Annotated in this window: 22 protein-coding genes and 1 tRNA gene; 4 read left to right on the forward strand and 19 right to left on the reverse strand. The window is 63.5% G+C overall.

Translation table 11 applies throughout. The annotated features are described in order from the left end of the window. Nucleotides 1-3 precede the first annotated feature (3 nt). The 16 genes from I6F16_RS21410 to I6F16_RS21485 form a co-directional block, all read right to left on the reverse strand. A complete protein-coding gene (locus I6F16_RS21410; protein WP_225113102.1) occupies nucleotides 4-1,512 on the reverse strand; it encodes an NADH-quinone oxidoreductase subunit M in 1,509 nt (502 codons plus the stop codon). After that, nucleotides 1,513-3,612, reverse strand: coding sequence for an NADH-quinone oxidoreductase subunit L (nuoL, locus tag I6F16_RS21415; RefSeq protein WP_225113101.1), 2,100 nt, complete (start codon nucleotides 3,610-3,612; stop codon nucleotides 1,513-1,515). 61 nt (nucleotides 3,613-3,673) lie between these two features. After that, nucleotides 3,674-3,982, reverse strand: coding sequence for an NADH-quinone oxidoreductase subunit NuoK (gene nuoK, locus I6F16_RS21420; RefSeq protein WP_036010170.1), 309 nt, complete (start codon nucleotides 3,980-3,982; stop codon nucleotides 3,674-3,676). Next, nucleotides 3,979-4,617 (reverse strand): NADH-quinone oxidoreductase subunit J, encoded by a 639-nt coding sequence (locus I6F16_RS21425; protein ID WP_036010173.1) that lies wholly within the window; start codon nucleotides 4,615-4,617, stop codon nucleotides 3,979-3,981. Before I6F16_RS21425 ends, nuoK begins: the two co-directional genes overlap by 4 nt. 9 nt (nucleotides 4,618-4,626) lie before the next feature. Further along, the gene (nuoI, locus tag I6F16_RS21430; RefSeq protein ID WP_027550624.1) at nucleotides 4,627-5,115 is read right to left on the reverse strand and encodes an NADH-quinone oxidoreductase subunit NuoI; all 489 of its coding nucleotides are present in this window, start codon (nucleotides 5,113-5,115) and stop codon (nucleotides 4,627-4,629) included. A 14-nt stretch (nucleotides 5,116-5,129) separates the two neighbouring features. Then, entirely contained in the window at nucleotides 5,130-6,197 is a 1,068-nt protein-coding gene (gene nuoH / locus I6F16_RS21435) for an NADH-quinone oxidoreductase subunit NuoH (RefSeq protein ID WP_085969087.1), read from the reverse strand. Nucleotides 6,198-6,207: 10 nt separating this feature from the next. After that, nucleotides 6,208-8,283 (reverse strand): NADH-quinone oxidoreductase subunit NuoG, encoded by a 2,076-nt coding sequence (gene nuoG / locus I6F16_RS21440; RefSeq protein ID WP_225113100.1) that lies wholly within the window; start codon nucleotides 8,281-8,283, stop codon nucleotides 6,208-6,210. 5 nt (nucleotides 8,284-8,288) lie between these two features. Further along, nucleotides 8,289-9,614: an NADH-quinone oxidoreductase subunit NuoF gene (nuoF, locus tag I6F16_RS21445; protein ID WP_036025343.1), complete on the reverse strand. Its 1,326-nt coding sequence runs from the start codon at nucleotides 9,612-9,614 to the stop codon at nucleotides 8,289-8,291. A gap of 15 nt (nucleotides 9,615-9,629) precedes the next feature. Next, nucleotides 9,630-9,830, reverse strand: a complete 201-nt coding sequence (locus tag I6F16_RS21450) for a hypothetical protein (RefSeq protein ID WP_050991808.1) — start codon at nucleotides 9,828-9,830, stop codon at nucleotides 9,630-9,632. Beyond that, nucleotides 9,830-10,441, reverse strand: coding sequence for an NADH-quinone oxidoreductase subunit NuoE (gene nuoE, locus I6F16_RS21455; protein ID WP_036025344.1), 612 nt, complete (start codon nucleotides 10,439-10,441; stop codon nucleotides 9,830-9,832). Before nuoE ends, I6F16_RS21450 begins: the two co-directional genes overlap by 1 nt. Nucleotides 10,442-10,453: 12 nt before the next feature. Next, complete coding sequence (locus tag I6F16_RS21460; protein WP_036025345.1) at nucleotides 10,454-11,431, reverse strand: FkbM family methyltransferase; 978 nt, start codon at nucleotides 11,429-11,431, stop codon at nucleotides 10,454-10,456. Beyond that, nucleotides 11,431-12,627, reverse strand: coding sequence for an NADH-quinone oxidoreductase subunit D (locus tag I6F16_RS21465; protein ID WP_036010192.1), 1,197 nt, complete (start codon nucleotides 12,625-12,627; stop codon nucleotides 11,431-11,433). Before I6F16_RS21465 ends, I6F16_RS21460 begins: the two co-directional genes overlap by 1 nt. Before the next feature lie 2 nt (nucleotides 12,628-12,629). Beyond that, the gene (locus tag I6F16_RS21470; RefSeq protein ID WP_057029443.1) at nucleotides 12,630-13,244 is read right to left on the reverse strand and encodes an NADH-quinone oxidoreductase subunit C; all 615 of its coding nucleotides are present in this window, start codon (nucleotides 13,242-13,244) and stop codon (nucleotides 12,630-12,632) included. An 11-nt stretch (nucleotides 13,245-13,255) separates the two neighbouring features. Next, nucleotides 13,256-13,840 (reverse strand): NADH-quinone oxidoreductase subunit B, encoded by a 585-nt coding sequence (locus tag I6F16_RS21475; RefSeq protein ID WP_172783815.1) that lies wholly within the window; start codon nucleotides 13,838-13,840, stop codon nucleotides 13,256-13,258. Beyond that, on the reverse strand, nucleotides 13,837-14,202 hold the full coding sequence (locus I6F16_RS21480) for an NADH-quinone oxidoreductase subunit A (protein WP_008136158.1): 366 nt from the start codon (nucleotides 14,200-14,202) through the stop codon (nucleotides 13,837-13,839). Before I6F16_RS21480 ends, I6F16_RS21475 begins: the two co-directional genes overlap by 4 nt. Nucleotides 14,203-14,867: 665 nt before the next feature. Further along, on the reverse strand, nucleotides 14,868-17,114 hold the full coding sequence (locus I6F16_RS21485; RefSeq protein ID WP_225173996.1) for a TonB-dependent siderophore receptor: 2,247 nt from the start codon (nucleotides 17,112-17,114) through the stop codon (nucleotides 14,868-14,870). 379 nt (nucleotides 17,115-17,493) lie between these two features. Between I6F16_RS21485 and I6F16_RS21490 the strand changes: the two genes are divergently transcribed. Then, nucleotides 17,494-17,697 carry a hypothetical protein gene (locus I6F16_RS21490; RefSeq protein ID WP_036010204.1) on the forward strand — a complete coding sequence of 68 codons (204 nt, stop codon included), beginning with the start codon at nucleotides 17,494-17,496 and terminating at the stop codon, nucleotides 17,695-17,697. A gap of 164 nt (nucleotides 17,698-17,861) precedes the next feature. On the opposite strand, the gene I6F16_RS21495 is transcribed toward I6F16_RS21490, so the two are convergent. Both I6F16_RS21495 and I6F16_RS21500 read right to left on the reverse strand, forming a co-directional pair. Next, nucleotides 17,862-18,968: an autotransporter domain-containing protein gene (locus I6F16_RS21495; protein WP_225173981.1), complete on the reverse strand. Its 1,107-nt coding sequence runs from the start codon at nucleotides 18,966-18,968 to the stop codon at nucleotides 17,862-17,864. A gap of 252 nt (nucleotides 18,969-19,220) precedes the next feature. Next, nucleotides 19,221-19,472, reverse strand: coding sequence for a hypothetical protein (locus I6F16_RS21500; protein ID WP_225113098.1), 252 nt, complete (start codon nucleotides 19,470-19,472; stop codon nucleotides 19,221-19,223). A 238-nt stretch (nucleotides 19,473-19,710) separates the two neighbouring features. Here I6F16_RS21500 and I6F16_RS21505 point away from each other — a divergent pair, with 238 nt between their 5' ends. Together I6F16_RS21505 and I6F16_RS21510 are read left to right on the forward strand one after the other, a co-directional pair. Then, complete coding sequence (locus I6F16_RS21505) at nucleotides 19,711-21,906, forward strand: caspase family protein (protein ID WP_225173982.1); 2,196 nt, start codon at nucleotides 19,711-19,713, stop codon at nucleotides 21,904-21,906. Between the two features lie 16 nt (nucleotides 21,907-21,922). Next, nucleotides 21,923-23,422 (forward strand): caspase family protein, encoded by a 1,500-nt coding sequence (locus I6F16_RS21510; protein WP_225113096.1) that lies wholly within the window; start codon nucleotides 21,923-21,925, stop codon nucleotides 23,420-23,422. A 99-nt stretch (nucleotides 23,423-23,521) separates the two neighbouring features. Here I6F16_RS21510 and I6F16_RS21515 read toward each other — a convergent pair. Continuing rightward, a tRNA-Asp gene (locus I6F16_RS21515) sits at nucleotides 23,522-23,598 on the reverse strand. Nucleotides 23,599-23,831: 233 nt separating this feature from the next. On the opposite strand from I6F16_RS21515, the gene I6F16_RS21520 reads away from it, so the two are divergent. Then, on the forward strand, nucleotides 23,832-24,161 hold the full coding sequence (locus I6F16_RS21520) for an HU family DNA-binding protein (RefSeq protein WP_036010212.1): 330 nt from the start codon (nucleotides 23,832-23,834) through the stop codon (nucleotides 24,159-24,161). The last annotated feature ends 58 nt before the right edge of the window (nucleotides 24,162-24,219 follow it).

Genomic DNA, 24,219 nt, shown 5'->3' on the forward strand with positions numbered 1-24,219 from the left:
CGATCACTGGAGCAGTGCGGCGGCCTTCACGGCCGTCACGGCGGAGTTGTAATTGTTGACGAGTTGCTGGACCGAGGCGGCCGACATGTCGAGCACCGGCTTCGGATAGACGCCGAACAGGATCGTCAGCGCGATCATCGGGAATAGAATGACGCACTCCCGCAAGGTGAGATCCTTCATGCTCGCCAGTTGCGGCTTGACCAGCGCTCCGAACACGACCTTGCGATAGAGCCATAGTGCGTAGGCCGCCGAGAGGATCACGCCGAAGCTGGCGAAGAACGCGGTCGGGATCGAGACCTTGAAGGTGCCGAGCAGCGTCATGAACTCGCCGACGAAGCCGCTCGTGCCGGGCAGACCGACATTGGCCATGGTGAACACCATGAAGGTCATCGCATAGAGCGGCATCCGGTTGACGAGACCGCCATAGGCCGCGATCTCGCGGGTATGCAGGCGGTCGTAGACGACGCCGACGCAGAGGAACAGCGCGCCGGAGACGATGCCGTGCGAGATCATCTGGAACACGCCGCCGGCGACGCCCTGCATGGTGCCGGCGAAGATGCCCATGGTGACGAAGCCCATGTGCGCGACCGAGGAGTACGCGATCAGCTTCTTCATGTCCTCCTGCATCAGCGCCACCAGCGAGGTGTAGATGATGGCGATGGCCGAGAGCGTGAACACCAGCGGCGCGAAGTCGTGCGAGGCCAGCGGGAACATCGGCAGCGAGAAGCGCAGGAAGCCGTAGCCGCCCATCTTCAGCAGGATCGCGGCGAGGACCACGGAGCCCGCAGTCGGCGCTTCGACGTGCGCGTCCGGAAGCCAGGTGTGCACCGGCCACATCGGCATCTTCACCGCAAAGGAGGCGAAGAAGGCGAGCCACGCCCAGGTCTGCAACGACCGCGGCACGGCGGTGTGCATCAGGGTCGGGATGTCGGTGGTGCCGCCGTTCCAGTACAGCGCCATGATGGCGAGCAGCATCAGGACCGAGCCGAGCAGCGTGTAGAGAAAGAACTTGAACGAGGCATAGACCCGGCGCGGACCGCCCCAGACGCCGATGATCAGGAACATCGGGATCAGGCCGCCCTCGAAGAACAGGTAGAACAGCACGAGATCGAGCGCCGAGAAGGTGCCGATCATCAGCGTTTCCAGGATCAGGAACGCCATCATATATTCGCGGACGCGGTTGGTGATCGCCTTCCAGCTCGCGATGATGCAGAACGGCATCACGGCGGTGGTGAGGATCACGAGCGGCAGCGAGATGCCGTCGACGCCCATGTGGTAGGTGATGCCGGTGGCGAGCCAGTTCGCCTTCTCGACGAATTGGAAGTCGGGGTTGCTGGGGTCGAAGCGCATGACCAGGATCACCGACACCGCGAAGGTGATCAGCGTGGTCCAGAGCGCGATCCAGCGCGAATTGCGCCGCGCCGCCTCGTCGTCACCGCGGCTCAGATAGACGATGAGCGCGCCGACCAGCGGCAGGAACGTCGTGACCGAAAGAATGGGCCAGGTTGTCATTTACTGGCCTCCAAAGCCGAACATGAACCAGGTGATCAGGCCGGCGGCGCCGATCAGCATGGCGAATGCATAGTGATAGAGATAGCCGGTCTGGATCTTGACGACGTTGCGGGTGACGTCCAGCACGCGGGCCGAGACGCCGTCGGGGCCGAAGCCGTCGATGATGAAGCCGTCGCCCTTCTTCCAGAGCTGGTAGCCGATCCACTTCGCCGGTCGGACGAAGATGATGTCGTACAGCTCGTCGAAGTACCATTTGTTGAGCAGGAACTGGTACAGCATCGGCTGCGTGTTCGCGAGCTCGACCGGCAGGTAGGGCCGGCGGATGTAGAACAGGTACGAGACGAGGAAGCCCAGCACCATCATCACCGTCGGCAGGAAGGCGATGGTCTGAGGGATGTGGTGCATCTCCTCGATGATGTGCGGGTTCATCTTCACGGACTCGCGGAAGAACTCCTCGACCCCGTGGCCGGCGAACAGCTCCTTGAACGGCAGGCCCGCGACGAACGAGCCGACCGCGAGCACGCCGATCGGGATCAGGATCCAGAGCGGAGCCTCATGCGCGGCCTCGTAATGATGCTCGTCATGCGGCTCGCCGTGGAAGGTCTTGAAGATCAGGCGCCAGGAGTAGAACGAGGTCAGGCCGGCGGCGACGATCGTCATCAGGAAGCCGTACATCGCGAACGGATTGTGCGAGGCGTAGGCGGACTCGATGATCGCGTCCTTGGAGAAGTAGCCGGCGGTGAGCGGGAAGCCGGTCAGCGCCAGCGTGCCGACCACCATCACCGCATAGGTGTAGGGAATCTTCTTCCAGAGGCCGCCCATGTTGCGGATGTCCTGCTCGTGGTGCATCGCGTAGATCACCGAGCCGGAGCCTAGGAACAGCAGCGCCTTGAAGAAGGCGTGGGTGAACAGGTGGAACATGCCGACCGAATAGGCCCCTGCTCCCATCGCCACGAACATGTAGCCGAGCTGCGAACAGGTCGAGTAGGCGACGATGCGCTTGATGTCGTTCTGGACGAGGCCGATGGTCGCGGCGAAGAACGCCGTGGTCGCGCCGAAGAACATCACGACGGCCTGGGCATTCGGAGCGAGTTCGAACAGCGGCGACAGGCGCGCCACCATGAAGACGCCGGCGGTGACCATGGTCGCGGCGTGGATCAGCGCCGACACCGGGGTCGGGCCTTCCATCGCGTCCGGCAACCAGGTGTGCAGCAGGAACTGGGCGGACTTGCCCATCGCACCCATGAACAGCAGCAGACAGGTCAGGGTCAGCGCGTCGGCGTGCCAACCGAGGAAGTTGATGGTCTTGCCGGTGAGGCCGGGCGCGGCGTGGAAGATGGTCTCGAAATCGGTCGAGCCGACCAGCATGAAGACCGCGAAGATACCGAGCGCGAAGCCGAAGTCGCCGACGCGGTTGACCACGAAGGCCTTGATGGCGGCAGCGTTGGCCGATGGCTTCTGGTACCAGAAGCCGATCAGCAGATAGCTGGCGAGACCCACGCCTTCCCAGCCGAAGAACAGCTGCACCAAATTGTCGGCCGTCACCAGCATCAGCATGGCGAAGGTGAACAGCGAGAGATACCCGAAGAAGCGCGGCCGGTTCGGGTCCTCGTCCATGTAGCCGATGGAATAGAGGTGCACGAGCGAGGACACGGTCGTCACCACCACCAGCATTACGGCGGTGAGCGTATCGACGCGCAGCGTCCACCAGACCTGGAGATCGCCGGAGAAGATCCAGGGCAGCAACTGGATCCTGTAGTCGTGATGCATGAAGCCGACGTCGACCAGCGTCATCCAGGACAAGGCCGCCGAGACGAACAGCAGCCCGGTGGTGATCAGCTCGGCCGCGCGCGAGCCCGCCGCCGGCGGCTCGGTCGGGCCATGGCCGTGATCGTCGTGAGCGTCGTCGTGATGGCTCTCGTGGATGACGGAGGCATCCTCGTTGATCTTGTCGGACGCATGGGCATGCGCGCCATGGCCGTGGCCGCCGTGATGATCGAGCTCGTCGCCCGAGGGATTGCGGGCATGCGCGCCGAACAGCGCGATCAGGCCAGCCAGAATGGCGCCCAGCAGAGGCAGAAAGACAATTGCCTGAACCATGACTTACTCTTTCCGCATGATCTGGTCGGAAAACCGGTACCCACTTTTCCGGATCATGCGCTCAGCCCTTCATCAGATTGACGTCCTCAACCGCGATCGAGCCGCGGTTGCGGAAATAGACCACCAGGATGGCGAGACCGATCGCAGCTTCGGCAGCCGCGACCGTCAACACCAGCAGCGCGAAGACCTGGCCGACGATGTCGCCGAGGAAGCTCGAGAACGCCACGAGGTTGATGTTGACCGAGAGCAGGATCAGCTCGATCGACATCAGGATGACGATGATGTTCTTGCGGTTCAGGAAGATGCCGAGGATGCCGAGCGTGAACAGGATCGCGCCGACCGCCAGATAGTGTCCGAGCCCGATCGTCATTTCACCCACTCCGCCGCGTCCGCGTCCGAGAGCCCCTGCCCCGGCGCCACCTTGCGCACCGCCATCGCGATGTCGGGCGTGCGCGCGTTCTGAACGTTGATGTCCTGCCGCTTGACCTTCTCCTTGTGGCGCAGCGTCAGCACGATGGCGCCGATCATGGCGACCAGGAGCACCATGCCCGAGAGCTGGAAGTAGTGGATGTACTTCGTATAGAGCACGAGACCGAGCGCCTCGGTGTTGCTGACGTTGGCCGGGATCGCCGCCGTGATCGTCTTGGAGACGCCGGGATTGATGACCCAGAAGCCGACGGTGAGCAGCAACTCGAACATGAAGATGCCGCCGATCACGAGGCCGACCGGCAGGTACTCGATGAAGCCCTCGCGCAGCTCGAGGAAGTCGACATCGAGCATCATGATCACGAACAGGAACAGCACCGCGACCGCGCCGACATAGACGACGATCAGCATCATGCCGAGGAACTCGGCGCCCATCAGCACGAACAGGCCGGAGGCGTTGACGAAGGCCAGGATCAGGTACAGCACGGAGTGCACGGGATTGCGCGAGACAATCACCATCACGGCCGAGGCGACGCAGACGCCGGCGAAGAGATAAAAGAACAGTGCGGGAAGGATCATGCCCTCACCTCACCGGTACGGCGCGTCGAGCTCGATCGCCTTGGCGATCTCGCGTTCCCAGCGGTCGCCGTTGGCGAGCAGCTTGGCCTTGTCATAATAGAGCTCCTCGCGGGTCTCGGTCGCGAACTCGAAGTTCGGGCCTTCAACGATGGCATCGACCGGACAGGCCTCCTGGCAGAGGCCGCAATAGATGCACTTCACCATGTCGATGTCGTAGCGCACGGTGCGGCGGGTGCCGTCGTTGCGGCGCGGGCCGGCCTCGATGGTGATGGCCTGCGCCGGGCAGACCGCCTCGCACAGCTTGCAGGCGATGCAGCGCTCTTCGCCGTTCGGATAGCGGCGCAGCGCGTGCTCGCCGCGGAAGCGGGGCGAGATCGGGCCCTTCTCGAACGGATAGTTCAGCGTCGGCTTCGGCTGGAAGAAATAACGCATGGCGAGGAAGAACGCCGAGACGAATTCCGACAGCAGAAGCGAGCGTGCAGTGGCGTTGACGTTGATACCCATGACGGCCCTCACTTCGGCGCGATGCCGGCGAAATGCAGCACGCCGGCCACCACGATCACCATCGCCAGCGACAGCGGCAGGAACACCTTCCAGCCGAGGCGCATCAGTTGATCGTAGCGGTAGCGCGGCACGATCGCCTTCGCCATCGCGAACAGGAAGAACATGAAGAACAGCTTCAGCGAGAACCAGATGATCCCCGGCACCCAGTTGAAGGGCGGCAGGTCCACCGGCGGCAGCCAGCCTCCGAGGAACAGGATCGTCGCCAGCGCGCACATCGTGACGATTGCGACATACTCGCCGAGCATGAACAAGAGGTACGGCGTCGAGCCGTACTCGACCATGAAGCCGGCGACGAGCTCGGATTCGGCTTCGACGAGGTCGAAGGGCGGGCGGTTGGTTTCCGCCAGCGCCGAGACGTAGAACACCACGAACATCGGGAACAACGGCCAGACGTACCAATTCAGGATCGTCAGCTGCGGCAACCCGATCAGGCTGGCAAGGCCCCGCGCGTGCTGGGCCTCGACCACCGCCGTCAGGTTCAGCGTGCCGGCGCAGAGCAGCACGGTGATGATGACGAAGCCGATCGAGACTTCGTAGGACACCATCTGCGCGGCCGAGCGCAGCGCGGCGAGGAAGGGGTATTTCGAGTTCGACGACCAGCCGGCCATGATGATGCCGTAGATCGACAGCGACGAGATCGCGAAGATGAAGAGGACGCCGACATTGATGTCGGCGATCACCCAGCCGAGATTGGTCGGGATCACGGCCCAGGCGGCGAGCGCGAGCACGCATGAGACCAAGGGAGCAAGAAGAAACACGCCCTTGTTGGCGCCGGCCGGGATGATCGGCTCCTTCAGCACGAACTTGAGCAGGTCGGCGAAGGATTGCAGCAGGCCCCACGGGCCGACGACGTTCGGGCCGCGCCGGATCTGCACCGCCGCCCAGATCTTGCGGTCGGCGAGCAGGATGTAGGCGATCGCGACCAGCAGGACGACGAGCACGAGGACGCTCTGCGCGACCATGATGATCAGCGGCCAGAGGAACCCGGTCCAGAATGCGCTTTCGAAGAATTCCATCAGATCACGCTCACTCCGCTGCGGTCAGCATCTGCCCGGAGGCGAGGCGCGAGCACTCCGCCATCACGGCGGACGCACGCGCGATTGGGTTGGTCAAATAGAAGTCCTCGACCAGAGGCTTGAACGGCGCCTTCTCGGGCGAGCCGCCCTTGCCCGCCAGCTTCTTGATCTGGTCGGCCGAGCCGGCCTCGATCTGGTCGAGACGGATGAAATGCGGCACGGCCTTGAACATCGCCTGGCGCAGCTGCGCAAGCGAGTCGTAGCCGAGCTTCTTGCCGAGCGCTTCCGACAGCGCGCGGATGATCGCCCAGTCCTCGCGGGCCTCGCCCGGCGGGAACGCGGCGCGGCCCGTCATCTGCACGCGGCCTTCGGTGTTGACGTAGATCGCGGACTTCTCGGTGTAGGCAGCCGCCGGCAGGATGACGTCGGCGCGGTGTGCGCCACGATCACCATGGGTGCCGATATAGACGACGAAGGTGCCGTCAGGCGCCTTGATCTCGTCGGCGCCGAGCAGGAACAGCAAGTCGAGCGTGCCGAAGGTCGTCATCTGCGCAGCATTGAGGCCGCCGCTGGTTGCGGCAAAGCCGATGTCGAGCGCGCCGACGCGCGAGGCGGTCTCGTGCAGCACGCCAAAACCGTTCCAGCCGTCCTTGACTGCGCCGACATCGAGCGCGAGCTTGGCGCTGGCGGCGAGAATGGCGGCGCCGTCGTGACGGGCGGCCGCGCCCGCACCGACCAGGATGATCGGTTTCTCAGCGTTCTTCAGCACGTCCATGAAGGAATGCTTGCCGGCCGCGAGCTCGGCCAGCGTCTCGGTACCGGCACCGAGATGGTCGTAATCATAGGTCAGGTCGGCCTTGGCACCGATCACGCCGACCTTGAAGCCGCCGGCACGCCAGCGCTTGCGGATGCGGGCGTTGAACACGGCCGCCTCTTTCCGCGGGTTCGCGCCGATGATGAGCAGCGCGTCCGCCTGCTCGACGCCGGCGAGCGTCGGATTGAAGATGTAGGAGCCGCGGCCGAGCGCCGGATCGAAGGCGTCGCCGCCCTGCACCGCCAGATTGCTCGAACCGTATTTGCCGAGCAGGTCCTTCAGCGCGAACATCTCCTCGACGCCGGCGAGATCGCCTGCGATCGCGCCGATGCGCTTGCCGTCGGTGCGCGCCGCCTTGGCGGCGATCGCGGCGAAGGCCTCGGTCCAGCTCGCGGCGCGCAGCTTGCCGGCTTCGCGGATATAGGGTCGGTCGAGACGCTGGGTGCGGAGGCCATCGACCACGTGCCGGGTCTTGTCGGAGATCCACTCCTCGTTCACGGCCTCGTTGATGCGCGGCAGGATCCGCATCACCTCGCGGCCGCGGGTGTCGACGCGGATCGCAGAGCCGACGCCGTCCATGACGTCGATCGACTGGGTCTTGCCGAGCTCCCACGGGCGCGCCGCGAAGGCATAGGGTTTCGAGGTCAGCGCGCCGACCGGGCAGATGTCGACGAGGTTGCCCTGCAATTCGGACGTCAGCGCGTGCTCCAGATAGGTCGTGATCTCCATGTCCTCGCCGCGGCCGGTGGCGCCCATCTCGGGCGCGCCGGCGACTTCCGCCGAGAAGCGGACGCAGCGCGTGCACTGGATGCAGCGGTTCATAGAGGTCTTGACCAGCGCGCCGAGATATTTGTCCTCGACCGCGCGCTTGTTCTCGGCGAAACGGCTGGTGTCGACACCGTAGCCCATCGCCTGGTCCTGCAGGTCGCACTCGCCGCCCTGGTCACAGATCGGGCAGTCCAAGGGATGGTTGATCAGGAGGAATTCCATCACGCCTTCGCGTGCCTTCTTCACCATCGGCGAACGCGTCGAAATCTCGGGCGGCTCGCCCTTGGGGCCCGGACGGCAATCGCGCACGCCCCAGGCGCAGCTCGCGACCGGCTTCGGGCCGCCCTTCACCTCGACGAGGCACATCCGGCAATTGCCGGCGATCGACAGCCGCTCGTGATAGCAGAAGCGCGGAATCTCGGCGCCGGCCGCCTCGCACGCCTGAAGCAGCGTGTATTCGGCGGGGACATCGATCTCTTTGCCGTCGATGATGAGCTTGGTCATGTCTCTTACTCCGCCGCGACCATGTTCACGGGATCGCGGACGCCGATGTCGTCGACATCGGCCTTGTGCGAATATTGGTCGATGCGCGCTTCGATCTCGTGGCGGAAGTGCGTGATCAGGCCCTGGATCGGCCAGGCCGCGGCGTCGCCGAGCGCGCAGATGGTGTGGCCTTCGACCTGCTTGGTGACCTCGAGCAGCATGTCGATCTCGCGCTTGTGGGCGCGGCCTTCGGCCATGCGGGTCAGCACGCGCCACATCCAGCCCGTGCCTTCGCGGCACGGCGTGCACTGGCCGCAGCTCTCGTGCTTGTAGAAATAGGAGATGCGGGCGATCGCGCGGATCAGGTCGGTCGACTTGTCCATCACGATCACGGCGGCGGTGCCGAGGCCCGAGCGCAGCTTGCTCAGGCTATCGAAATCCATCGGCGTGTCGATGATCTGCTCGGCCGGCACCATGCGCACCGACGAGCCGCCGGGGATCACGGCCTTGAGGTTGTCCCAGCCGCCGCGAATGCCGCCGCAATGCTTCTCGATCAGCTCACGGAACGGGATGCCCATGGCCTCTTCGACGTTGCAGGGCCGCTCGACATGGCCAGAGATGCAGAACAGCTTGGTGCCGACATTGTTCGGGCGGCCGATGCCGGCGAACCACGCCGCGCCGCGGCGCAGGATATCGGGCGCAACGGCGATGGATTCGACGTTGTTGACGGTGGTCGGGCAGCCGAACAGACCGACATTCGCCGGGAACGGCGGCTTCAGCCGCGGCTGACCCTTCTTGCCTTCGAGGCTTTCGAGCAGCGCAGTCTCCTCGCCGCAGATATAGGCGCCGGCCCCGTGGGCGACGTAGAGGTCGAACGGCCAGCCGTTGAGATTGTCCTTGCCGATCAGCTTGGCTTCATAGGCCTGGTCGATCGCGGCCTGAAGGCGCTCGCGCTCGCGGATGAACTCGCCGCGGACATAGATGTAGCAGGCATGCGCGTTCATCGCGAAGCTCGCGATCAGGCAGCCCTCGACCAACAGATGCGGATCATGCCGCATGATCTCGCGGTCCTTGCAGGTGCCGGGCTCGGATTCGTCGGCGTTGACGACGAGATAGCTGGGACGGCCGTCGGTCGATTCCTTCGGCATGAAGGACCACTTGAGACCGGTGGGGAAGCCGGCGCCGCCGCGGCCGCGGAGCCCTGAGGCCTTCATCTCGTTGATGATCCAGTCGCGGCCCTTGTCGATGATGTTCTTGGTGCCGTCCCAGGCGCCGCGACGCCGCGCACCCTCCAGCCCCCAATCATGGAGGCCGTAGAGGTTCTTGAAGATGCGGTCCTTGTCCTCGAGCATATCAGTGCTTTCCGATCAACGAATGGACTGCTTGTAGGCAAGTCCGGCGGCGCAGACGGCGAAGAACAGCGCCCAGAGCAGACTGGTCTCCTGCGACGCGTTCATGAAGTAACGCTGCAGCAGGAACATGAAGGCAGCCGCGATCGCGGCGTGCATGGCGACGAAGCCCCATTTCTTCACGGCCGCGGTCCCTCCGGTTACGACGAGATCACGCATCAGGTGATCTCCTTGAGCGTGGTCGGTCCGGTCATCGGCGCCGAGAATTGGCGGCCGTTCTGCGGACCCGGCTTGGGCGGATTGCCCGAAGCGAAGCCATCGAGCACCTTGCCGAAGCTTTCCTTGGTCAGGTCCTCATAGGTGTCCTTGCCGATCAGCACCATCGGCGCGTTCACGCAGGCGCCCAGGCACTCCACCTCCTCCCAGCTGAAATTGCCGTCCTTGGAGAGATGGAAGGGCTCGTGATGGATGCGGTGCTCGCAGACGTGGATCAGATCCTCGGCGCCGCGTAGCCGGCACGGCGTGGTGCCGCAGACCTGGACGTGAGCCTTCTTGCCGACGGGGGCGAGCTGGAACATGGTGTAGAAGGTCGCGACCTCCAGCACGCGGATATAGGGCATGTCGAGCATGTCGGCGATGACGCGGATCGCGGCTTCCGACACCCAGCCCTCGTTCTGCTCCTGCGCACGCCAGAGGATGGCGATGACGGCGGAGGCCTGGCGGCCTTCGGGATATTTCGCGATCTGCTGCCGGGCGAATGCGAGGTTCTCCTCCGTGAACGCAAAGCTCGCGGGCTGGACTTCCTTCGGTGCTAATCGGCGAACGGACATCTCTTCAATCTCTCACTGCATGCGGCGCGCGGTCTTGGTATCCAGGTTCTTGGCGTTCATGGCCTCGATCCTGTCCTGCCAGAATGCGCTTGCGGTGCCGAAAACGTTGTAGCCGACGTGGGTCGAGACCTTGATGCGGTCGAGGATCGACAGCTCGGTCACGGTTTCCATGCGGTTGCTGCGCGGATCGAACACGATCAGCTTCAGCGGGGTCTGTTCGAGGATGAAGCGCGACACTGCGTGCGAGCGGTCGCTGCCGTGCTCCTCGCACATGATGACGCTGTCGGCCTGAAGCAGCCGTGCCCCGCCCTTGATCGCCTCGATCTCGACGCCCTCGACGTCGAGCTTGATCAGGTATTTGCCGGTGGCCGCGACCTTGCCGTCCTCGATCAAATTGTCGAGCGCGATCACCGGAACCTCCTCGCCGCCCGCCGACTGATCGCCGGCGATGCTGAAGGCCTCGTGCTTGGTGCCCGACAGACGCGCGGTGCCGCGCGCCGCGCCGATCGCGCATTTCATGGTCTCGAAGCGGCCAGCGTTGATGCGGGCATTGTTGGCGAGCTTCGAATAGTTCTGGCCCGACGGCTCGATCGCGATCGCCTTATGCGCGCCGAACGGCTTGCTCGAGACCAGCACCGACCAATAACCGTAATTGGCGCCGCAATCGAGCAGCGTGTAGTCGACGTCGATGGAATCGGCGAACAAGAGCTCGAGCTCGTCCTCGTAAATGTAGGAGCGGTTGAGCAGCTTGCTCCAATAGCCGTCGCCGTAAGGGAATTCGAACACCGCGTCGGGATTGAGCCTGATCGCGATGTTGCGCTCGGGTAGCGTCTTGCGCAGCAAATTCGCGCAGGCGATGTAGCCCATATGCGAGAAGTGCGAAGAGATCTTCGATCCCGTCACCAGCGCCAAGGCAGCCGTCCGCTCCCACAGGTTGGCCCCTTCAAGGGCCCCCGAGGCACGGTCAAACTGGATTGGCGCCTGCGCCATCACCGATCGACCTCTCCGAACACGATGTCGAGCGATCCTAGGATCGCCGACACGTCGGCCAGCAGATGGCCGCGGCAGATGTGGTCCATGGCCTGCAGATGTGCAAAGCCCGGCGCGCGGATCTTGCACTTGTAGGGCTTGTTGGTGCCGTCGGCGACGAGATAGACGCCGAACTCGCCCTTGGGCGCCTCGACCGCAGCATAGACCTCGCCGGCCGGCACGTGGACGCCTTCGGTGTAGAGCTTGAAGTGGTGGATCAGCGCTTCCATCGAGCGCTTCATCTCGCCACGGCGCGGCGGCGCGACCTTGTTGTCTTCGACGACGACGGGGCCCTTGCCGTCAGGCGCGTTCAGCTTCTGGATGCACTGTTTCATGATGCGCACGGACTGGCGCATCTCTTCCATGCGGATCAGGTAGCGGTCGTAGCAGTCGCCGTTCTTGCCGATCGGAATGTCGAAATCCATCTCGGCGTAGCACTCATAGGGCTGCGACTTGCGCAAGTCCCAGGCCGCGCCCGAGCCGCGCACCATCACACCCGAGAAACCCCATTCCCAGGCTTCCTTGAGCGGCACCACGCCGATGTCGACGTTGCGCTGCTTGAAGATGCGATTGGCGGTGAGCAGACGGTCGAGATCGTCCACAACCTTAAGGAACGGATCGCACCAGGCCTCGATGTCGTCGACCAGCTTCTGCGGCAGGTCCTGATGCACGCCGCCGATACGGAAATAGGCCGCATGCATGCGGCTGCCCGAGGCGCGCTCGTAGAACACCATCAGCTTCTCGCGCTCTTCGAAGCCCCACAGCGGCGGGGTCAGCGCGCCGACGTCCATCGCCTGCGTGGTGACGTTGAGCAGATGCGAGAGGATGCGGCCGATCTCGCAATAGAGCACGCGGATCAGCTGGCCGCGGCGCGGCACCTCGATGCCGAGTAGCTTCTCGGCGGCGAGGCAGAAGGCATGCTCCTGGTTCATCGGCGCGACGTAGTCGAGCCGGTCGAAATAAGGGATCGCCTGCAGATAAGTCTTCTGCTCGATCAGCTTCTCAGTGCCGCGGTGAAGCAGGCCGATATGCGGATCGACGCGCTCGACCACTTCGCCGTCGAGTTCGAGCACGAGGCGCAAAACGCCGTGCGCCGCCGGGTGCTGCGGTCCGAAATTGATCGTGAAGTTACGGAGATTCTGCGGTTGCTCGTTCATGATCAGACCTTCGGCCCCGCTTTTTCATCGCCCGGAAGCACCGGATAGTCGGCCCCTTCCCAAGGGGATAAAAAGTCGAACTTGCGGAATTCCTGGTTGAGGCGGACCGGCTCGTACACCACCCGCTTCTCCTGATCGTCGTAGCGGACCTCGACGAATCCGGTGAGCGGGAAATCCTTGCGCAGCGGATGGCCCTCGAAGCCGTAGTCCGTGAGGATGCGGCGCATGTCGGGATGGCCGACGAAGAACACGCCGTAGAGGTCGTAGGCTTCGCGCTCGAACCAGTCCGCGCCCGGGAAGACGTCGATCAGCGAGGGCACCTGCGTGGTCTCGTCGGCTTGCGCCTTGAGCCGGATGCGCGCGTTCAAGGTCGGCGACAGGAAGTGATAGATGACGTCGAAGCGCTTCTCGCGATCCGGATAGTCCACCGCCGTGATGTCGGTGATGTTGACGAACCGGCAGTTCGGGTCATCGCGGAGGTACTTGACCACCTCGACGATCCTGGCGGCCTCGACGTCCACGGTGAGCTGGTTGAAGGCCAACGAGTGACCGGTCGCGGCGCCCGGAAGCGCGCTAACGATCGTCTGCCCCAGGGCGTCGAGCTTGGCGTCGTCCATGACGTAAAACCTTAGCGTTCGATGGTGCCGGTGCGCCGGATCTTCTTCTGCAGCAGCAGCACGCCGTAGAGCAGCGCCTCCGCCGTGGGCGGGCAGCCCGGCACGTAGATGTCGATCGGCACGATGCGGTCGCAGCCGCGCACGACCGAGTAGGAATAGTGATAATAGCCGCCGCCATTGGCGCAGGAGCCCATCGAGATGACGTAGCGCGGCTCGGGCATCTGGTCGTAGACCTTGCGCAGCGCCGGCGCCATCTTGTTGGTCAGCGTTCCCGCCACGATCATCACGTCGGACTGACGCGGCGAGGCACGCGGGGCGAAGCCGAAGCGCTCGACGTCGTAGCGCGGCATCGAGACCTGCATCATCTCGACCGCGCAGCAGGCGAGACCGAAGGTCATCCACATCAAAGAGCCGGTACGCGCCCAGGTGATGAGGTCGTCGGTCGCGGCCACGAAGAAGCCCTTGTCGGACAGCTCGGAATTGACCTCGAGGAAGAACGGATCATTGGCCCCGACCGGCTTGCCGGTCGAAGGATCCAGAATGCCCTTCGGGGCCGGTGCGATCACCGGACCTGCGGACTGTGTAGCCGGGTTCAATCCCATTCGAGGGCCCCTTTCTTCCATTCATAGGCGAACCCGACCGTCAGCACGGCGAGGAACACCACCATGGACCAGAAGCCGGTCGCGCCAAGCTTGCCGAACGCCACCGCCCAGGGAAACAGAAACGCCACCTCGAGATCGAAGATGATGAAGAGGATGGCGACGAGATAGAAGCGGACGTCGAACTTCATGCGGGCGTCGTCGAAGGCGTTGAAGCCGCACTCGTAGGCCGACAGCTTTTCGGGATCCGGCTGCTGGAACGCCACGATGAACGGCGCGATCAGCAGCACGAGGCCGATCAGGCCCGCTACCCCTATAAAGACGACGAGTGGAAGATAGTTCTGCAGAATGCCGCTCATTGGCGAGCCCTTTTCCCGCAGCCTCGGGACAGCCACGGATTCGTCCGATTTGGAATTATTCTGAGCCTTAGCGCAGTGCACCAATGGGCGCAAGACACGCTCTTTTCAGGCCCTTTGCCGCCCCCAGCACGGTGAAAATCCCGGAATCACCCCGCGGCTGGTATGGAGCAGATCGCCCCACCCAGCAAGGGCTGCCACGGTCTCGCAGGTCAGCCGTTCTGAGATTGCGGCACTCGGGCCGAGGCAGCTGATTGCTGCGCTGACGGACCAAAACTCGGGTTTTGATGCAGCGCCGCAGGGGCACTTCCCCCCGTTGTCGCGGCGACAGATTTGCCAATCGGCGCGGTCAGGACATCAATGCTGTGCGGCCGCCTTCAGGTGCAGGAAAGACCTGTCCACAGCTCAGAGTAATCGGAGGAGCCATGCGTCATCACGGGACCAGGGCTCGTCCGGCGAATGTGCCTGCCATTGGCTCCGAACCGGCCGCGAGCGCGGCGGCGGCGACCTGCCGGTCGCTCGCGCCGCGCTCGGATGAGCTTTGGGCCGGGCGGCATGGCCCGCGAAGCTCATCTTGACGGATCAGCGGACGCCCAGGCGGAGCCGGGCGAACATCACGATCGGTTGCTCCGAGCCCCAGAGCCTTCCGGCCCTGCCCTCGCCTGTCCTCACCATTTGTAGGACACGCTGGCGGTGACGCGGCGGCGGTCGCCGTAGAAGCAGGCGGTGGGAGAAGAGCAGCTTCCCACAAAGGTCTTATCCGTGACGTTCGACACGTTGAGCGCGTATCGCCAGCCCTGCCAGTCGTAGTGAACGGCCGCATCACCCAAGAGATAGGCCGGGACCTCCAGCGTATTCATGTTGTCGGCGTAGGATTTGCCGACATAGCGGATGCCGCCGCCGAAACCGAGCCCGGCCAGCGGGCCGGATTGGATGGTGTAGTCGGCCCAGCCAGAGGTGAGCTGGCTTGGCGTGTTGGTCGGCGCCTTGCCGATCAGCGCGCTGTTGAGGTCGCGGCTCACGAAGATGTCGAAGACGGTATGCGAGGCGATTACCTTCAGCCCGGGCATAACGTTGGCTACGGCTTCGAGCTCGATACCGCGCGAGGTTACCTGCCCGGTCTGCACGGACCACAACGCATTGTTGGGGTCGGTAGTCAGCACGTTGTCGCGCTTCAGATCAAACAGCGCGACACCGAAATGACCGTCGAAGCCGAGCGGTTGGTACTTCAGGCCGACTTCCGCCTGCCTTGCGGTCTCCGGCAGATAGAGCTGATTGAGCGTGAAGTTCGTGCCAATGATTGGATTGAAGCTCGTCGCGTAGGAGACGTAAGGCGCAATCCCATTGTCGAAATTATAGATCAGGCCGGCGCGGCCAGAGAACGCGCTGTCGTTCCGACCCATGCTCGCGCCGATATGGTTGTCATTGTCAGTCTCAACCCAGTCGTTGCGACCCGACAACACCAGCGTCAGCCGATCAAGCCTGATCTGATCCTGCACGTAGACGCCGACTTGCCTCTGGGTCAGCGTGGCGTCCTGATAAGGGGCACCGGCGAAGCGCGCAGTGGGCGTATAGACCGGGTTCAGCAAATTGAGCGGCGTTGCCGCACCAAAACCCTGCCAATCGTCGATCTTGTAGTGTTTGAGGTCGACGCCGAACAGCGAGGTGTGCTGCAACGGGCCGGTCGCGAAGCGATACTCCACCTGATTGTCGAGATTGGCCTGATTTGCGACGCCATGGGTCAGGAAGTTGCCTCGGCTGAGGTTTGCCGCGGCGGGCGTCGTCAGGTAGCCGAGACCGTAAAGGGTCGAAAGGGTTACGTCGACATGGGCAAAGCGCGCGTTCTGCCGCACAGTGAGGTTGTCAGAGAGGTTGCGCTCGAAACGGTAACCGATCATTTCCTGCTCACGCTGGAAAGTGTCGACGCTCGGATCACTGGCGAAGAGGCTCGTCGGAATCTTCCCCCAGGGCGCATTCACGACGGTGCCGACATAAGGAAGGAAGTTGAGGCTGCGTGTCTCGTACTTGGATGCCGACGCCAAGACGGTGAAAGACGTGTCCTCATCGGGCTTCCAGGTAAAGGACGGCGCGATGAAGTAGTTATTGTCCGGCGTGAAATCGACCTGAGTGCCGCCGCCCTTGACCTGCCCGACCACGCGGTAGAACAGCTTGCCAGGTTCGGTGGCGGTTGCAACGGGACCACCAAAATCGAACGACAGATAACTGTTGCCGAAGTTGTTGACGCCAGCCTCGAGATAGCGGATTGGTTCGGCAGGCGGCGTCTTCGAAATGGCGTTCACGATGCCGCCCGGATTTGATCCGCCGTACAGAACCGCTGACGGCCCGCGCAGGATCTCGACGCGTTCCAGGTTGAATGGCTGCAGCTTCCAGCTGGCGTAAGAAGTATAGAAAAGCTGCAGTCCATCGAGAAACAGGCCGACATCCTCGGCTTTGAATCCGCGAATTTGGAACCAATCGTTGCGGTTGTCGGCGCCGTAGGTTCCTCCGTGAATGCCGGGCGAGTAGCGCACGATCTCGTCGAACTTGTTCGGCTTCTGGTCGCGAATCTGTTCCGCACCGACCACCGAAATCGCCTGCGGCGTCTCCATGATCGGCGTGTTGGTCTTGGTGCCCGACGAGCTGCGGCCGGCGACGTAGCCGTTCACCGGCCCGCGCGGCGTCTCGACGAAGCCGACGTCACGCCGTGGCTGCGGCCTGTTGCTAGCGGCGGTCTGCACCGCGATCCGCGTCGCGCGGCGCTGAGGCGTCGCCGCGGTACGGCGGCGCGCTTCCGGCGCCGTGACCGTCACCGGCGGAATGTTCTGCGCGCCACTCTGCGCGGAAGGTTGTGCAAGCGATGCCTGAGGCATCAAAACCCAAGCGGATGCGGTCGCCAACACGGCCGACCGCAGCATTCCAAGACTGTTCAACGCGCCACCCCAAAGCTGCATGTTTCGATGCGTCATGCCGCCTGTCCCCGGAACGGCATGCGCTCGCGATGACGCTTATGTGAGGGCGCGGGAATTCCCTAATTGAATGCTTCTTAGAAGGACTCTTAGAAATGCTCCAATATTTCCGTATGTTGCTGCAACATCAGCGGGCTTCGGCGGCGATCACCGAAAGACGATCAGGCGGCCAAACGGCGCCCCAGACCAGCCCAACGCGGCCGTCCGAATGAAACTTGCCGGCCGGGCGAGATGAAACCATTTTGCGGAACCCGCGAAACCATCCGGAAACAGACGGCGCTTAGAAGATGAGCCCGTAGACGACGGCAAAGCCCGTCGGGAGGCTCAGATGAACCACTCAATTCATTCTGCTGATCGTGCGACCCACCTGAAGATCGTGGTGGTGGCGCTGGTGGCCGGCATTGCCGTGGCCGGCTTCGGGATTGCGGCCCGCACCCATGCCGATTACAGCCAGACCGCCCAGTCCACCCAGGTCATCAAGGCCGGCAAGCCGGTGGTGGTGACCAGCGCGGGCACGTCCGAGATTCGCTGAACAACCGAAAAGGTCCGGTTTGATACCAAACGGCCGCCTTCGGGCGGCCTTTTCGTTCGGTTTCACCCATGCGACGGCGCCGCGGGGATGTTGCCTCCGCCAGGCGCGAGAGGAGCGCAAGAAGATGCCCGACGGGCACGGCGGGCATCCGTCGCGAGATCACTCTACCAGGTATAGCGAAGGCCGGCCTGAGTACCCGCGATCGAGGTTCCGAATCCGCCAACCCCAGGCAGCAGGGGGTCCGGCAAGGTGATGCTGCTGCCATGAACTTCGAGGTAGGACGACAGCTGCGGCGTCCAGAGCACGTTGACCTTTGCGGAACCGCGAAGGCCATTGGTACCGATCACGCCGGCCGCAACGGGGACCGCACCTCCAACCGCGCCGGCGCCGCTCGCATCGACGATCCTGTAGTACTGACCCGAGATCGACGGCTGGATCTTAAAGCCCAGCCAGTCCGTCTCGAAGCCGGCGCGCATGCCACCGTGAAATTCGGTTGAATCGCCCGTCTTGCTGCCGAAATTGGCGGTATAGCTCTCCGAATAGGTTACGCCGACCGTGGGCTCGAACCAAACGGTGTAGGGGAAGTCGAACCGGTATTGGCCGTTCCAGGTATAGGCGACGCCGGTGCCGTCCGCGGTCGCGGCAAGGGGAAGATTGGATGTGGTGCGAGTCCAGCTCGCGAGCGCGGTGAAGTCAGTCGAGAAACCGCCGTTGAGATAGGAAAGGGTGCCGGAAGTCGATGGAATTGAACCGTCGGTCGTCAGTCCGCCATTCGTGAAGGTGTGCGCCCACGAATGGGAGCCAGTCCCGATGAAGGTCAGCGCGTCGGTTGCAGTGAAGATACCGATCTTGGTCACATCGACTGCGCCGGTCACCGTCGCAACGCTGACCTGGACCCCGCTCGATTGCGCACTGTCGCCACTGCCGACGAGGTTCGCGCCGTAAAGCCAGGTCGCCGGGGGCGGCGCCGCAAGTGCCGGAGCCTTGGCGTAGGCCAGCGCACCGAACGGATTGCTGACACCGCTTGCGGCGAACGGATCACGACGGTCGAAATCCGACTCCTCGCCGCTGAAGCGCAGCATTCCAGGAGGAGCAACGACCCTGCGATGCTGAATCTGGTCGCGGACGTTCTGGATGATGTTCTGAACGGTGTTGTTGATGACTTGCTGCGGAACATTGACCTCCTGTGCGGAGACCGGTCGCGTCGCAAACAGACTAAGCAAAAAAGGTACGGCCACGACAAAGCTGCGGCGGAAAATTCCTGCCCTCATGGTATTCGATCAGCCCCCTGCTGGTTCAGCCCCGAGCCTTGGCGGGAGGTAAATTCCCGCAAGCTTCAGGCGCCGAATTTATTTGCAAAGCACCCGCGGCGTCTTCACCTGATTGGCTGAATTGGGGGTTCGGCTCCATCAAGCGCGCCCAGCTGATGCTCATTTGCAACACTTTCCCAAGCCGCGCTGCACGCCGAGCAACACGCCCGGATACGAGAAGCAACCCAACGCAGGGCGCGCGCCGATATCCCACTACTCCACCGTCGAGCGGTTTCGCTTCTTCGTGGCACCACGCTGCGTTGCCGTCTGGCTCAGCTCCGGACTTTTCTTAGGCTTGCCTGCTTCCCGTGCCCGGATGTGCCGTCGCACGTCCTCTCGAACGTTCTGGATGATCGAGTCGCGTGACGACTCGGCCGGATCATTGCAGCGGGCCACGCTGCACAAAGCGACGAGCAGCGGCAGGGCCAGAATTGGCGCACGGGCGAACTTGACTGTCCTGGTCATCCGCAGTCTCCGAAGATGTCGCCGGCCTCGGCCGCCTGCGCCATCAACACCAGCGCAGCGCGACTGGTTTCACCGCTCGCGACGTGCAGCCTCTTGGTCGAAGCATCGCCACTCCCGGTTCACGAAATCCTGAACACGGAGGCCTTTGATGTCGTCATCCAGCATCCCTTGATGTAAAATCCACGAACAAGCCGCCTTAGCCCGTTTCTGCGATTTTTCATTTTCTGAGTTTCTGCCGATGCCTGCCCATTTCGGGATTTTCGTTCTCGCCAGCTTGCGTCCCCTCTTCACGTTGCAGGATCTGGCACGCCGGATCGCCGTTCTCGGCTGCGTAGCATTGTCGATGCTCGTTTCGACAATACTGCAGGCGACCGCTGGAGACAGGATCGCGCTCGTTGTCGGCAACAGCAACTATCGCAAGGTCCCAAAACTCATCAACCCGGCCAACGACGCCGCCGACATGGCGATGTCGCTGGGTCGTCTGGGATATTCCGTCAGGCACCTCGCCGACCTCGATTACAATCATTTCCGGCAGGCCCTCATCGAATTCGGCAATGCTGCGAAGACGGCCGACAAGGCGGTGATCTTCTTCGCAGGCCATGGCGTCGAAATGGACGGAAAGAACTGGCTGATTCCGGTCGATGCCGAAATCAAGTCCGAGATCGATGTCTATGCCGAGGCGATCAATCTCGAGACCCTGATCGATATCTCCGTGATGCCGAAGATCATCGGCCTCGTGGTTCTCGACGCCTGCCGCAACGACCCGTTTGAAACGACGAAGGTCGCCGCCGCGGGACGCGCGCTGTCGTCGCGGTCATCGAAGGCAGCCGCGCCAGTGTCCGGCACACCCCGTTCCCCGACGCCTTTCGCGGCCGACACGCGCGGTCTTGCCCCTGTCGAGGTGAGCGACAACGTGCTCGTTGCCTTTGCGGCCGCTGCCGGCACGACGGCGAGCGATGGGACCGGGCGGAATAGCCCCTACTCCGGCTCGCTCCTGCGCCATGTCGAAACGCCGCAACTCGAGATCAACTATCTCTTCCGGATCGTGCACGACGAAGTCTGGAAGGAGACCGGGACACAAGAGCCGGCAATCTACGGGACGCTGCCGAAGGGCGACATCTATCTCAACGGCGACGCCGCGGTCGCAAACGGCGATGGTGGAGCAGATGCCGAGCAGCTCGCCTGGGAGTTCGTCCGCTCGACCAACGAGATCGCGACCTTGCGCCGTTTCGCCCAGCAATTCCCGGCGAGCGCGCATAGGGCCGAAATCGACCAGCGCATTGCGCAGTTGCAGACAGCTGAAACGAACGCCTGGAAGATCGTCGAGCGACAGAAGTCGCTCGCGGCCTACCGCGCCTATTTGGATCTCTATCCGTTTGGCGAGCATGTCGAGAGCGCCCGGGTCGCGCTGGCTTCGCTCGAGAAATCGGCTAAGCCGGGCCAAGCCACCGGGCAGATCGACATGCCCGGTCCGCCACCGGCGAGCTATCAGCTCGCCTCGGCCGAGACGACCACCGGCAATTCGGAGGCAGTCGAGAAGGCATGGGACGTCCTGAAGGAATCACGCGACAAGAGCGTGGTTGGCCGGTTTGCCGAGCGCTATCCGAGCTCGCGCCATAACCGCCTGCCGCCGGGCAGCGACCTTGCCCTGCGACCGGTCAATTCCACCGAACTGATGCTGCAATCAGCGCACGATAGCGACGTGAACGCCTGCTTCGACGGCGATTCCGGGGCGTGCGCCAGATCCATCAAAAAATACCCGGACTACGTCCAGCTTCAATTCCAGCTTTGCCGGTCCAAGGGCAATCCCAAGGGATGCATGATCAACGCGGTGACCGAGGCGCGCAGGCGCGGGCTCCTGGTTTCCGCCTACACCCGCTCGGAAGAGGAAAAGGTTCGCAATCGCGAATATCGGCGAGTAGTTGCACGCGTGAACCAGAATGTCGGCAATGTGGTCAGCGGCGTCGTCAGCAACGTCGTCGGCAACGTTGTCAGCAATGCCGTTTCGACTGCGGTCAGCAATGCCGCGTCGAGCGCAGCAAGCCGGGCGGCATCGCAGGCGGCATCAGCCGCAGCGTCGAACGCTGCCAGCCGATCAGCCTCGAGCGCTGCATCAAGCGCGGCCAGCAGAGCGGCCTCGACTGCCGCTTCGAATGCCGCGAGCCGCGTCACCATTCCATCGGACATCCGCCTCAAGGAGGACATTACGGCACTCGGCTGGACCGATACTGGCCTCCGCCTCTATCGCTATCGATACAAGGGCGATGCGAGGTTCTATGTCGGCGTGATGGCGCAGGAGGTCGCGCGGCAGACTCCCGCGGCGGTGTCGTCTGGAGTGGACGGGTTTCTGCGCGTCGACTATGGTCTGCTCGGCCTCGATTTTCTCACCGACCGCGACTGGATGAGGCGGCAGCTCCGTTCGGGCATCGACTAAGGGACGCGACTCCAACTTGCGCTGGCTGGCACTGTTCATTGCCATCGGGCTTCTCTTCGACGCCGAAGCAGAAGCTTCCAACCGCCGTGTCGCCTTGGTCATTGGAAACGCGAGCTACGCGAACGCGCCGCCGCTCGGCTCTCCCGTCAATGATGCCGAGGACATTGCCGCGGGTCTCGCCGGCCTCGGCTTCGATGTCGATCTGCGCAAGAACACGACCATCGACGATCTGCGCGTGGGGCTCGTCGCCTTCACCGAGAAGTCCGCCGCTGCGGACATCGCGATCTTCTATTTTGCCGGATACAGCGCAGCCGCCGGTGTCGGCAGTTACCTGATCCCCGTCGATGCGCATCTCGCCACACCTGAATCGGCCAACGCAGAGACCGTTCCCCTGGCTGCGGTGACCGCTGCCGCAGGGCGGGCTCGCAGGCTGGGTCTGGTGATCCTGGATGCCATGCGGGAGAACCCGTTCCCTGCGATACCGAATAGCCGCAGCAGCAGCTCTTCCCTGACCTCAGCCGGAAGCACACCGATCCGCAACACGCTCGTGTTCTTTCCAGCGGAGCCGGGGCGGACCGCGGAAGAAGGCGAAGGCCGCAACAGCCCTTTCGCTGCGGCGCTGCTGAAATACCTCCGGCAGGCCGACCTCGAGATCAACTTCGTGTTTCGCAACGTTCGCGACGAGGTTCGGCAGGCAACGCACCGGAAGCAGACGCCCTACATGTATGGTCAGCTTTCCAAGGACAAGATCTATCTCCATCCCGTCAAGCAAGTCGTCCAGGACGATACCGCCGTCATGCAGCACTGCGACAACGCCGTTGCCGGGCTCGCGGATTTGAGGGCAGCCGGCGCCGACCAAGGCGAGACGCGCGACAATCTAAAGGCGGCGAGCGCGGTTGCGGCGTGCGCGGAGGCGGTCAAGCGGTGGCCAGGGGCGGACCGCCTGCACTACCAGCTCGGGCGTTCATTGTTCGCCATGCGCGATTACGGAGGAGCGGTGGCGAGCTACAAGGCGGCATCCGAGCTCGGCAACGCACGCGCGCTCTACGAGCTCGGATTGATGTACGAGAACGGCAACGGCGTCGAGAAAGATCCCGCCCGCTCGCGCTTCTACTATGAGATGGCCGCCGAGAAGAAGATTGCGCCAGCACTCGTCAGCCTCGGCCTACAGCAGGAGCGTGGAATCGGCGCGGCCAGCGATCCCGCAAAGGCCTATGCGTTGTACCAGCGGGCCGCCGAGCTCGGCGATGCGACGGCCGTCAACAGGATGGGGGAGCTTGCCGAGAAGGGACTGGGAGCCAGGCGAGACCTGAAATTGGCTCGGGCGCTGTACCAGAGGGGCGCCGCGATGGGCGGACTCGAAGCCCTGGTCAATCTCGCCCGGTGCAACGCCAACGGAATCGGCGGCCGACGGGACCTTGCCGAGGCCAGGCGGCTCCTGGCCAAGGCAGCGCAGGCCGGCAGCACCGACGCACGGCGAATCCTCGCGCATATCGAGGAGTCCAAGCCGAAATAGACGAATTCTGGCGGGGAGGAAGCGATCGGGATGAAACAGCAGTCCAAGCGGCGCTTTTGGCTGCAAAAGACAGCAACTATTTGATCCATCTGCCAAAAATGGCGCGAGAGACGGGGCTCGAACCCGCGACCTCCGGCGTGACAGGCCGGCGCTCTAACCAACTGAGCTACTCCCGCGTGACACGCAATGTCTGCGGAACGAGGGGGGACTTAAAGGCCCGATCTGGTGAAGTCAAGGATGTTGCATCCACAGCTCAAACCAGCGGATTCCACTGCTGGCACACACGAACGCGGCCCTCGGTAACGCCGGCGGCGTAGTCAGTCCGGTCCCGAATCGTCTACGCCTCCGGGAACTTGCGGGTCAGGGGCCATCTCCCTCTGGACGATCTGCAAGATCGAGGAGGCCAGACATGGCTAAGAAGGATCCGGCTAAGAAGGATTCTGCGAAGAAGGCAGCCGCGCCCGCCACGATCACGCTCAAGCACCTCGCCGCCGACATTGCCGAGCGCCAGGATGTCTCCAAAAAGCATGCCGAGGCCGTGCTGACCGACATGGTCGATCTGATCACCAAGCACCTCAAGAAGGGCGACCGGGTCCGCATCGTCGGCCTCGGCATCCTCCAGGTCCGCAAGCGCGCCGCCCGCACCGGCCGTAATCCTTCCACCGGCGAAGCGATCCACATCAAGGCCACCAGGAAGGTCGCGTTCCGCCCGGTGAAGGAACTGAAGGAAGCGATCTGAGGCCGCTAAAGCCCGCCCCCGAGCCCGTTGCGGCCGCATCACGGCCCGCTTTTCTGAT

Origin of the sequence: Bradyrhizobium sp. IC4060 (assembly GCF_020193715.1) — a bacterium.
GTDB lineage: Bacteria > Pseudomonadota > Alphaproteobacteria > Rhizobiales > Xanthobacteraceae > Bradyrhizobium > Bradyrhizobium yuanmingense.

Excerpts from the sequence above, each read along its gene's own strand:
- nuoH (WP_085969087.1), bottom strand. The coding sequence starts at position 6,197 with ATGGAATTCTTCGAAAGCGCATTCTGGACCGGGTTCCTCTGGCCGCTG.
- I6F16_RS21495 (WP_225173981.1), bottom strand. The coding sequence starts at position 18,968 with ATGAGGGCAGGAATTTTCCGCCGCAGCTTTGTCGTGGCCGTACCTTTT.
- I6F16_RS21425 (WP_036010173.1), bottom strand. The coding sequence starts at position 4,617 with ATGATCCTTCCCGCACTGTTCTTTTATCTCTTCGCCGGCGTCTGCGTC.
- nuoE (WP_036025344.1), bottom strand. The coding sequence starts at position 10,441 with ATGTCCGTTCGCCGATTAGCACCGAAGGAAGTCCAGCCCGCGAGCTTT.
- I6F16_RS21520 (WP_036010212.1), top strand. The coding sequence starts at position 23,832 with ATGGCTAAGAAGGATCCGGCTAAGAAGGATTCTGCGAAGAAGGCAGCC.
- I6F16_RS21410 (WP_225113102.1), bottom strand. The coding sequence starts at position 1,512 with ATGACAACCTGGCCCATTCTTTCGGTCACGACGTTCCTGCCGCTGGTC.
- nuoG (WP_225113100.1), bottom strand. The coding sequence starts at position 8,283 with ATGACCAAGCTCATCATCGACGGCAAAGAGATCGATGTCCCCGCCGAA.
- I6F16_RS21450 (WP_050991808.1), bottom strand. The coding sequence starts at position 9,830 with ATGCGTGATCTCGTCGTAACCGGAGGGACCGCGGCCGTGAAGAAATGG.
- nuoF (WP_036025343.1), bottom strand. The coding sequence starts at position 9,614 with ATGCTCGAGGACAAGGACCGCATCTTCAAGAACCTCTACGGCCTCCAT.
- I6F16_RS21485 (WP_225173996.1), bottom strand. The coding sequence starts at position 17,114 with ATGCTGCGGTCGGCCGTGTTGGCGACCGCATCCGCTTGGGTTTTGATG.
- I6F16_RS21465 (WP_036010192.1), bottom strand. The coding sequence starts at position 12,627 with ATGAACGAGCAACCGCAGAATCTCCGTAACTTCACGATCAATTTCGGA.
- I6F16_RS21480 (WP_008136158.1), bottom strand. The coding sequence starts at position 14,202 with ATGAGCGGCATTCTGCAGAACTATCTTCCACTCGTCGTCTTTATAGGG.
- I6F16_RS21505 (WP_225173982.1), top strand. The coding sequence starts at position 19,711 with ATGCCTGCCCATTTCGGGATTTTCGTTCTCGCCAGCTTGCGTCCCCTC.
- nuoK (WP_036010170.1), bottom strand. The coding sequence starts at position 3,982 with ATGACGATCGGGCTCGGACACTATCTGGCGGTCGGCGCGATCCTGTTC.
- I6F16_RS21460 (WP_036025345.1), bottom strand. The coding sequence starts at position 11,431 with ATGGCGCAGGCGCCAATCCAGTTTGACCGTGCCTCGGGGGCCCTTGAA.
- I6F16_RS21490 (WP_036010204.1), top strand. The coding sequence starts at position 17,494 with ATGAACCACTCAATTCATTCTGCTGATCGTGCGACCCACCTGAAGATC.
- nuoL (WP_225113101.1), bottom strand. The coding sequence starts at position 3,612 with ATGGTTCAGGCAATTGTCTTTCTGCCTCTGCTGGGCGCCATTCTGGCT.
- I6F16_RS21470 (WP_057029443.1), bottom strand. The coding sequence starts at position 13,244 with ATGGACGACGCCAAGCTCGACGCCCTGGGGCAGACGATCGTTAGCGCG.
- I6F16_RS21500 (WP_225113098.1), bottom strand. The coding sequence starts at position 19,472 with ATGACCAGGACAGTCAAGTTCGCCCGTGCGCCAATTCTGGCCCTGCCG.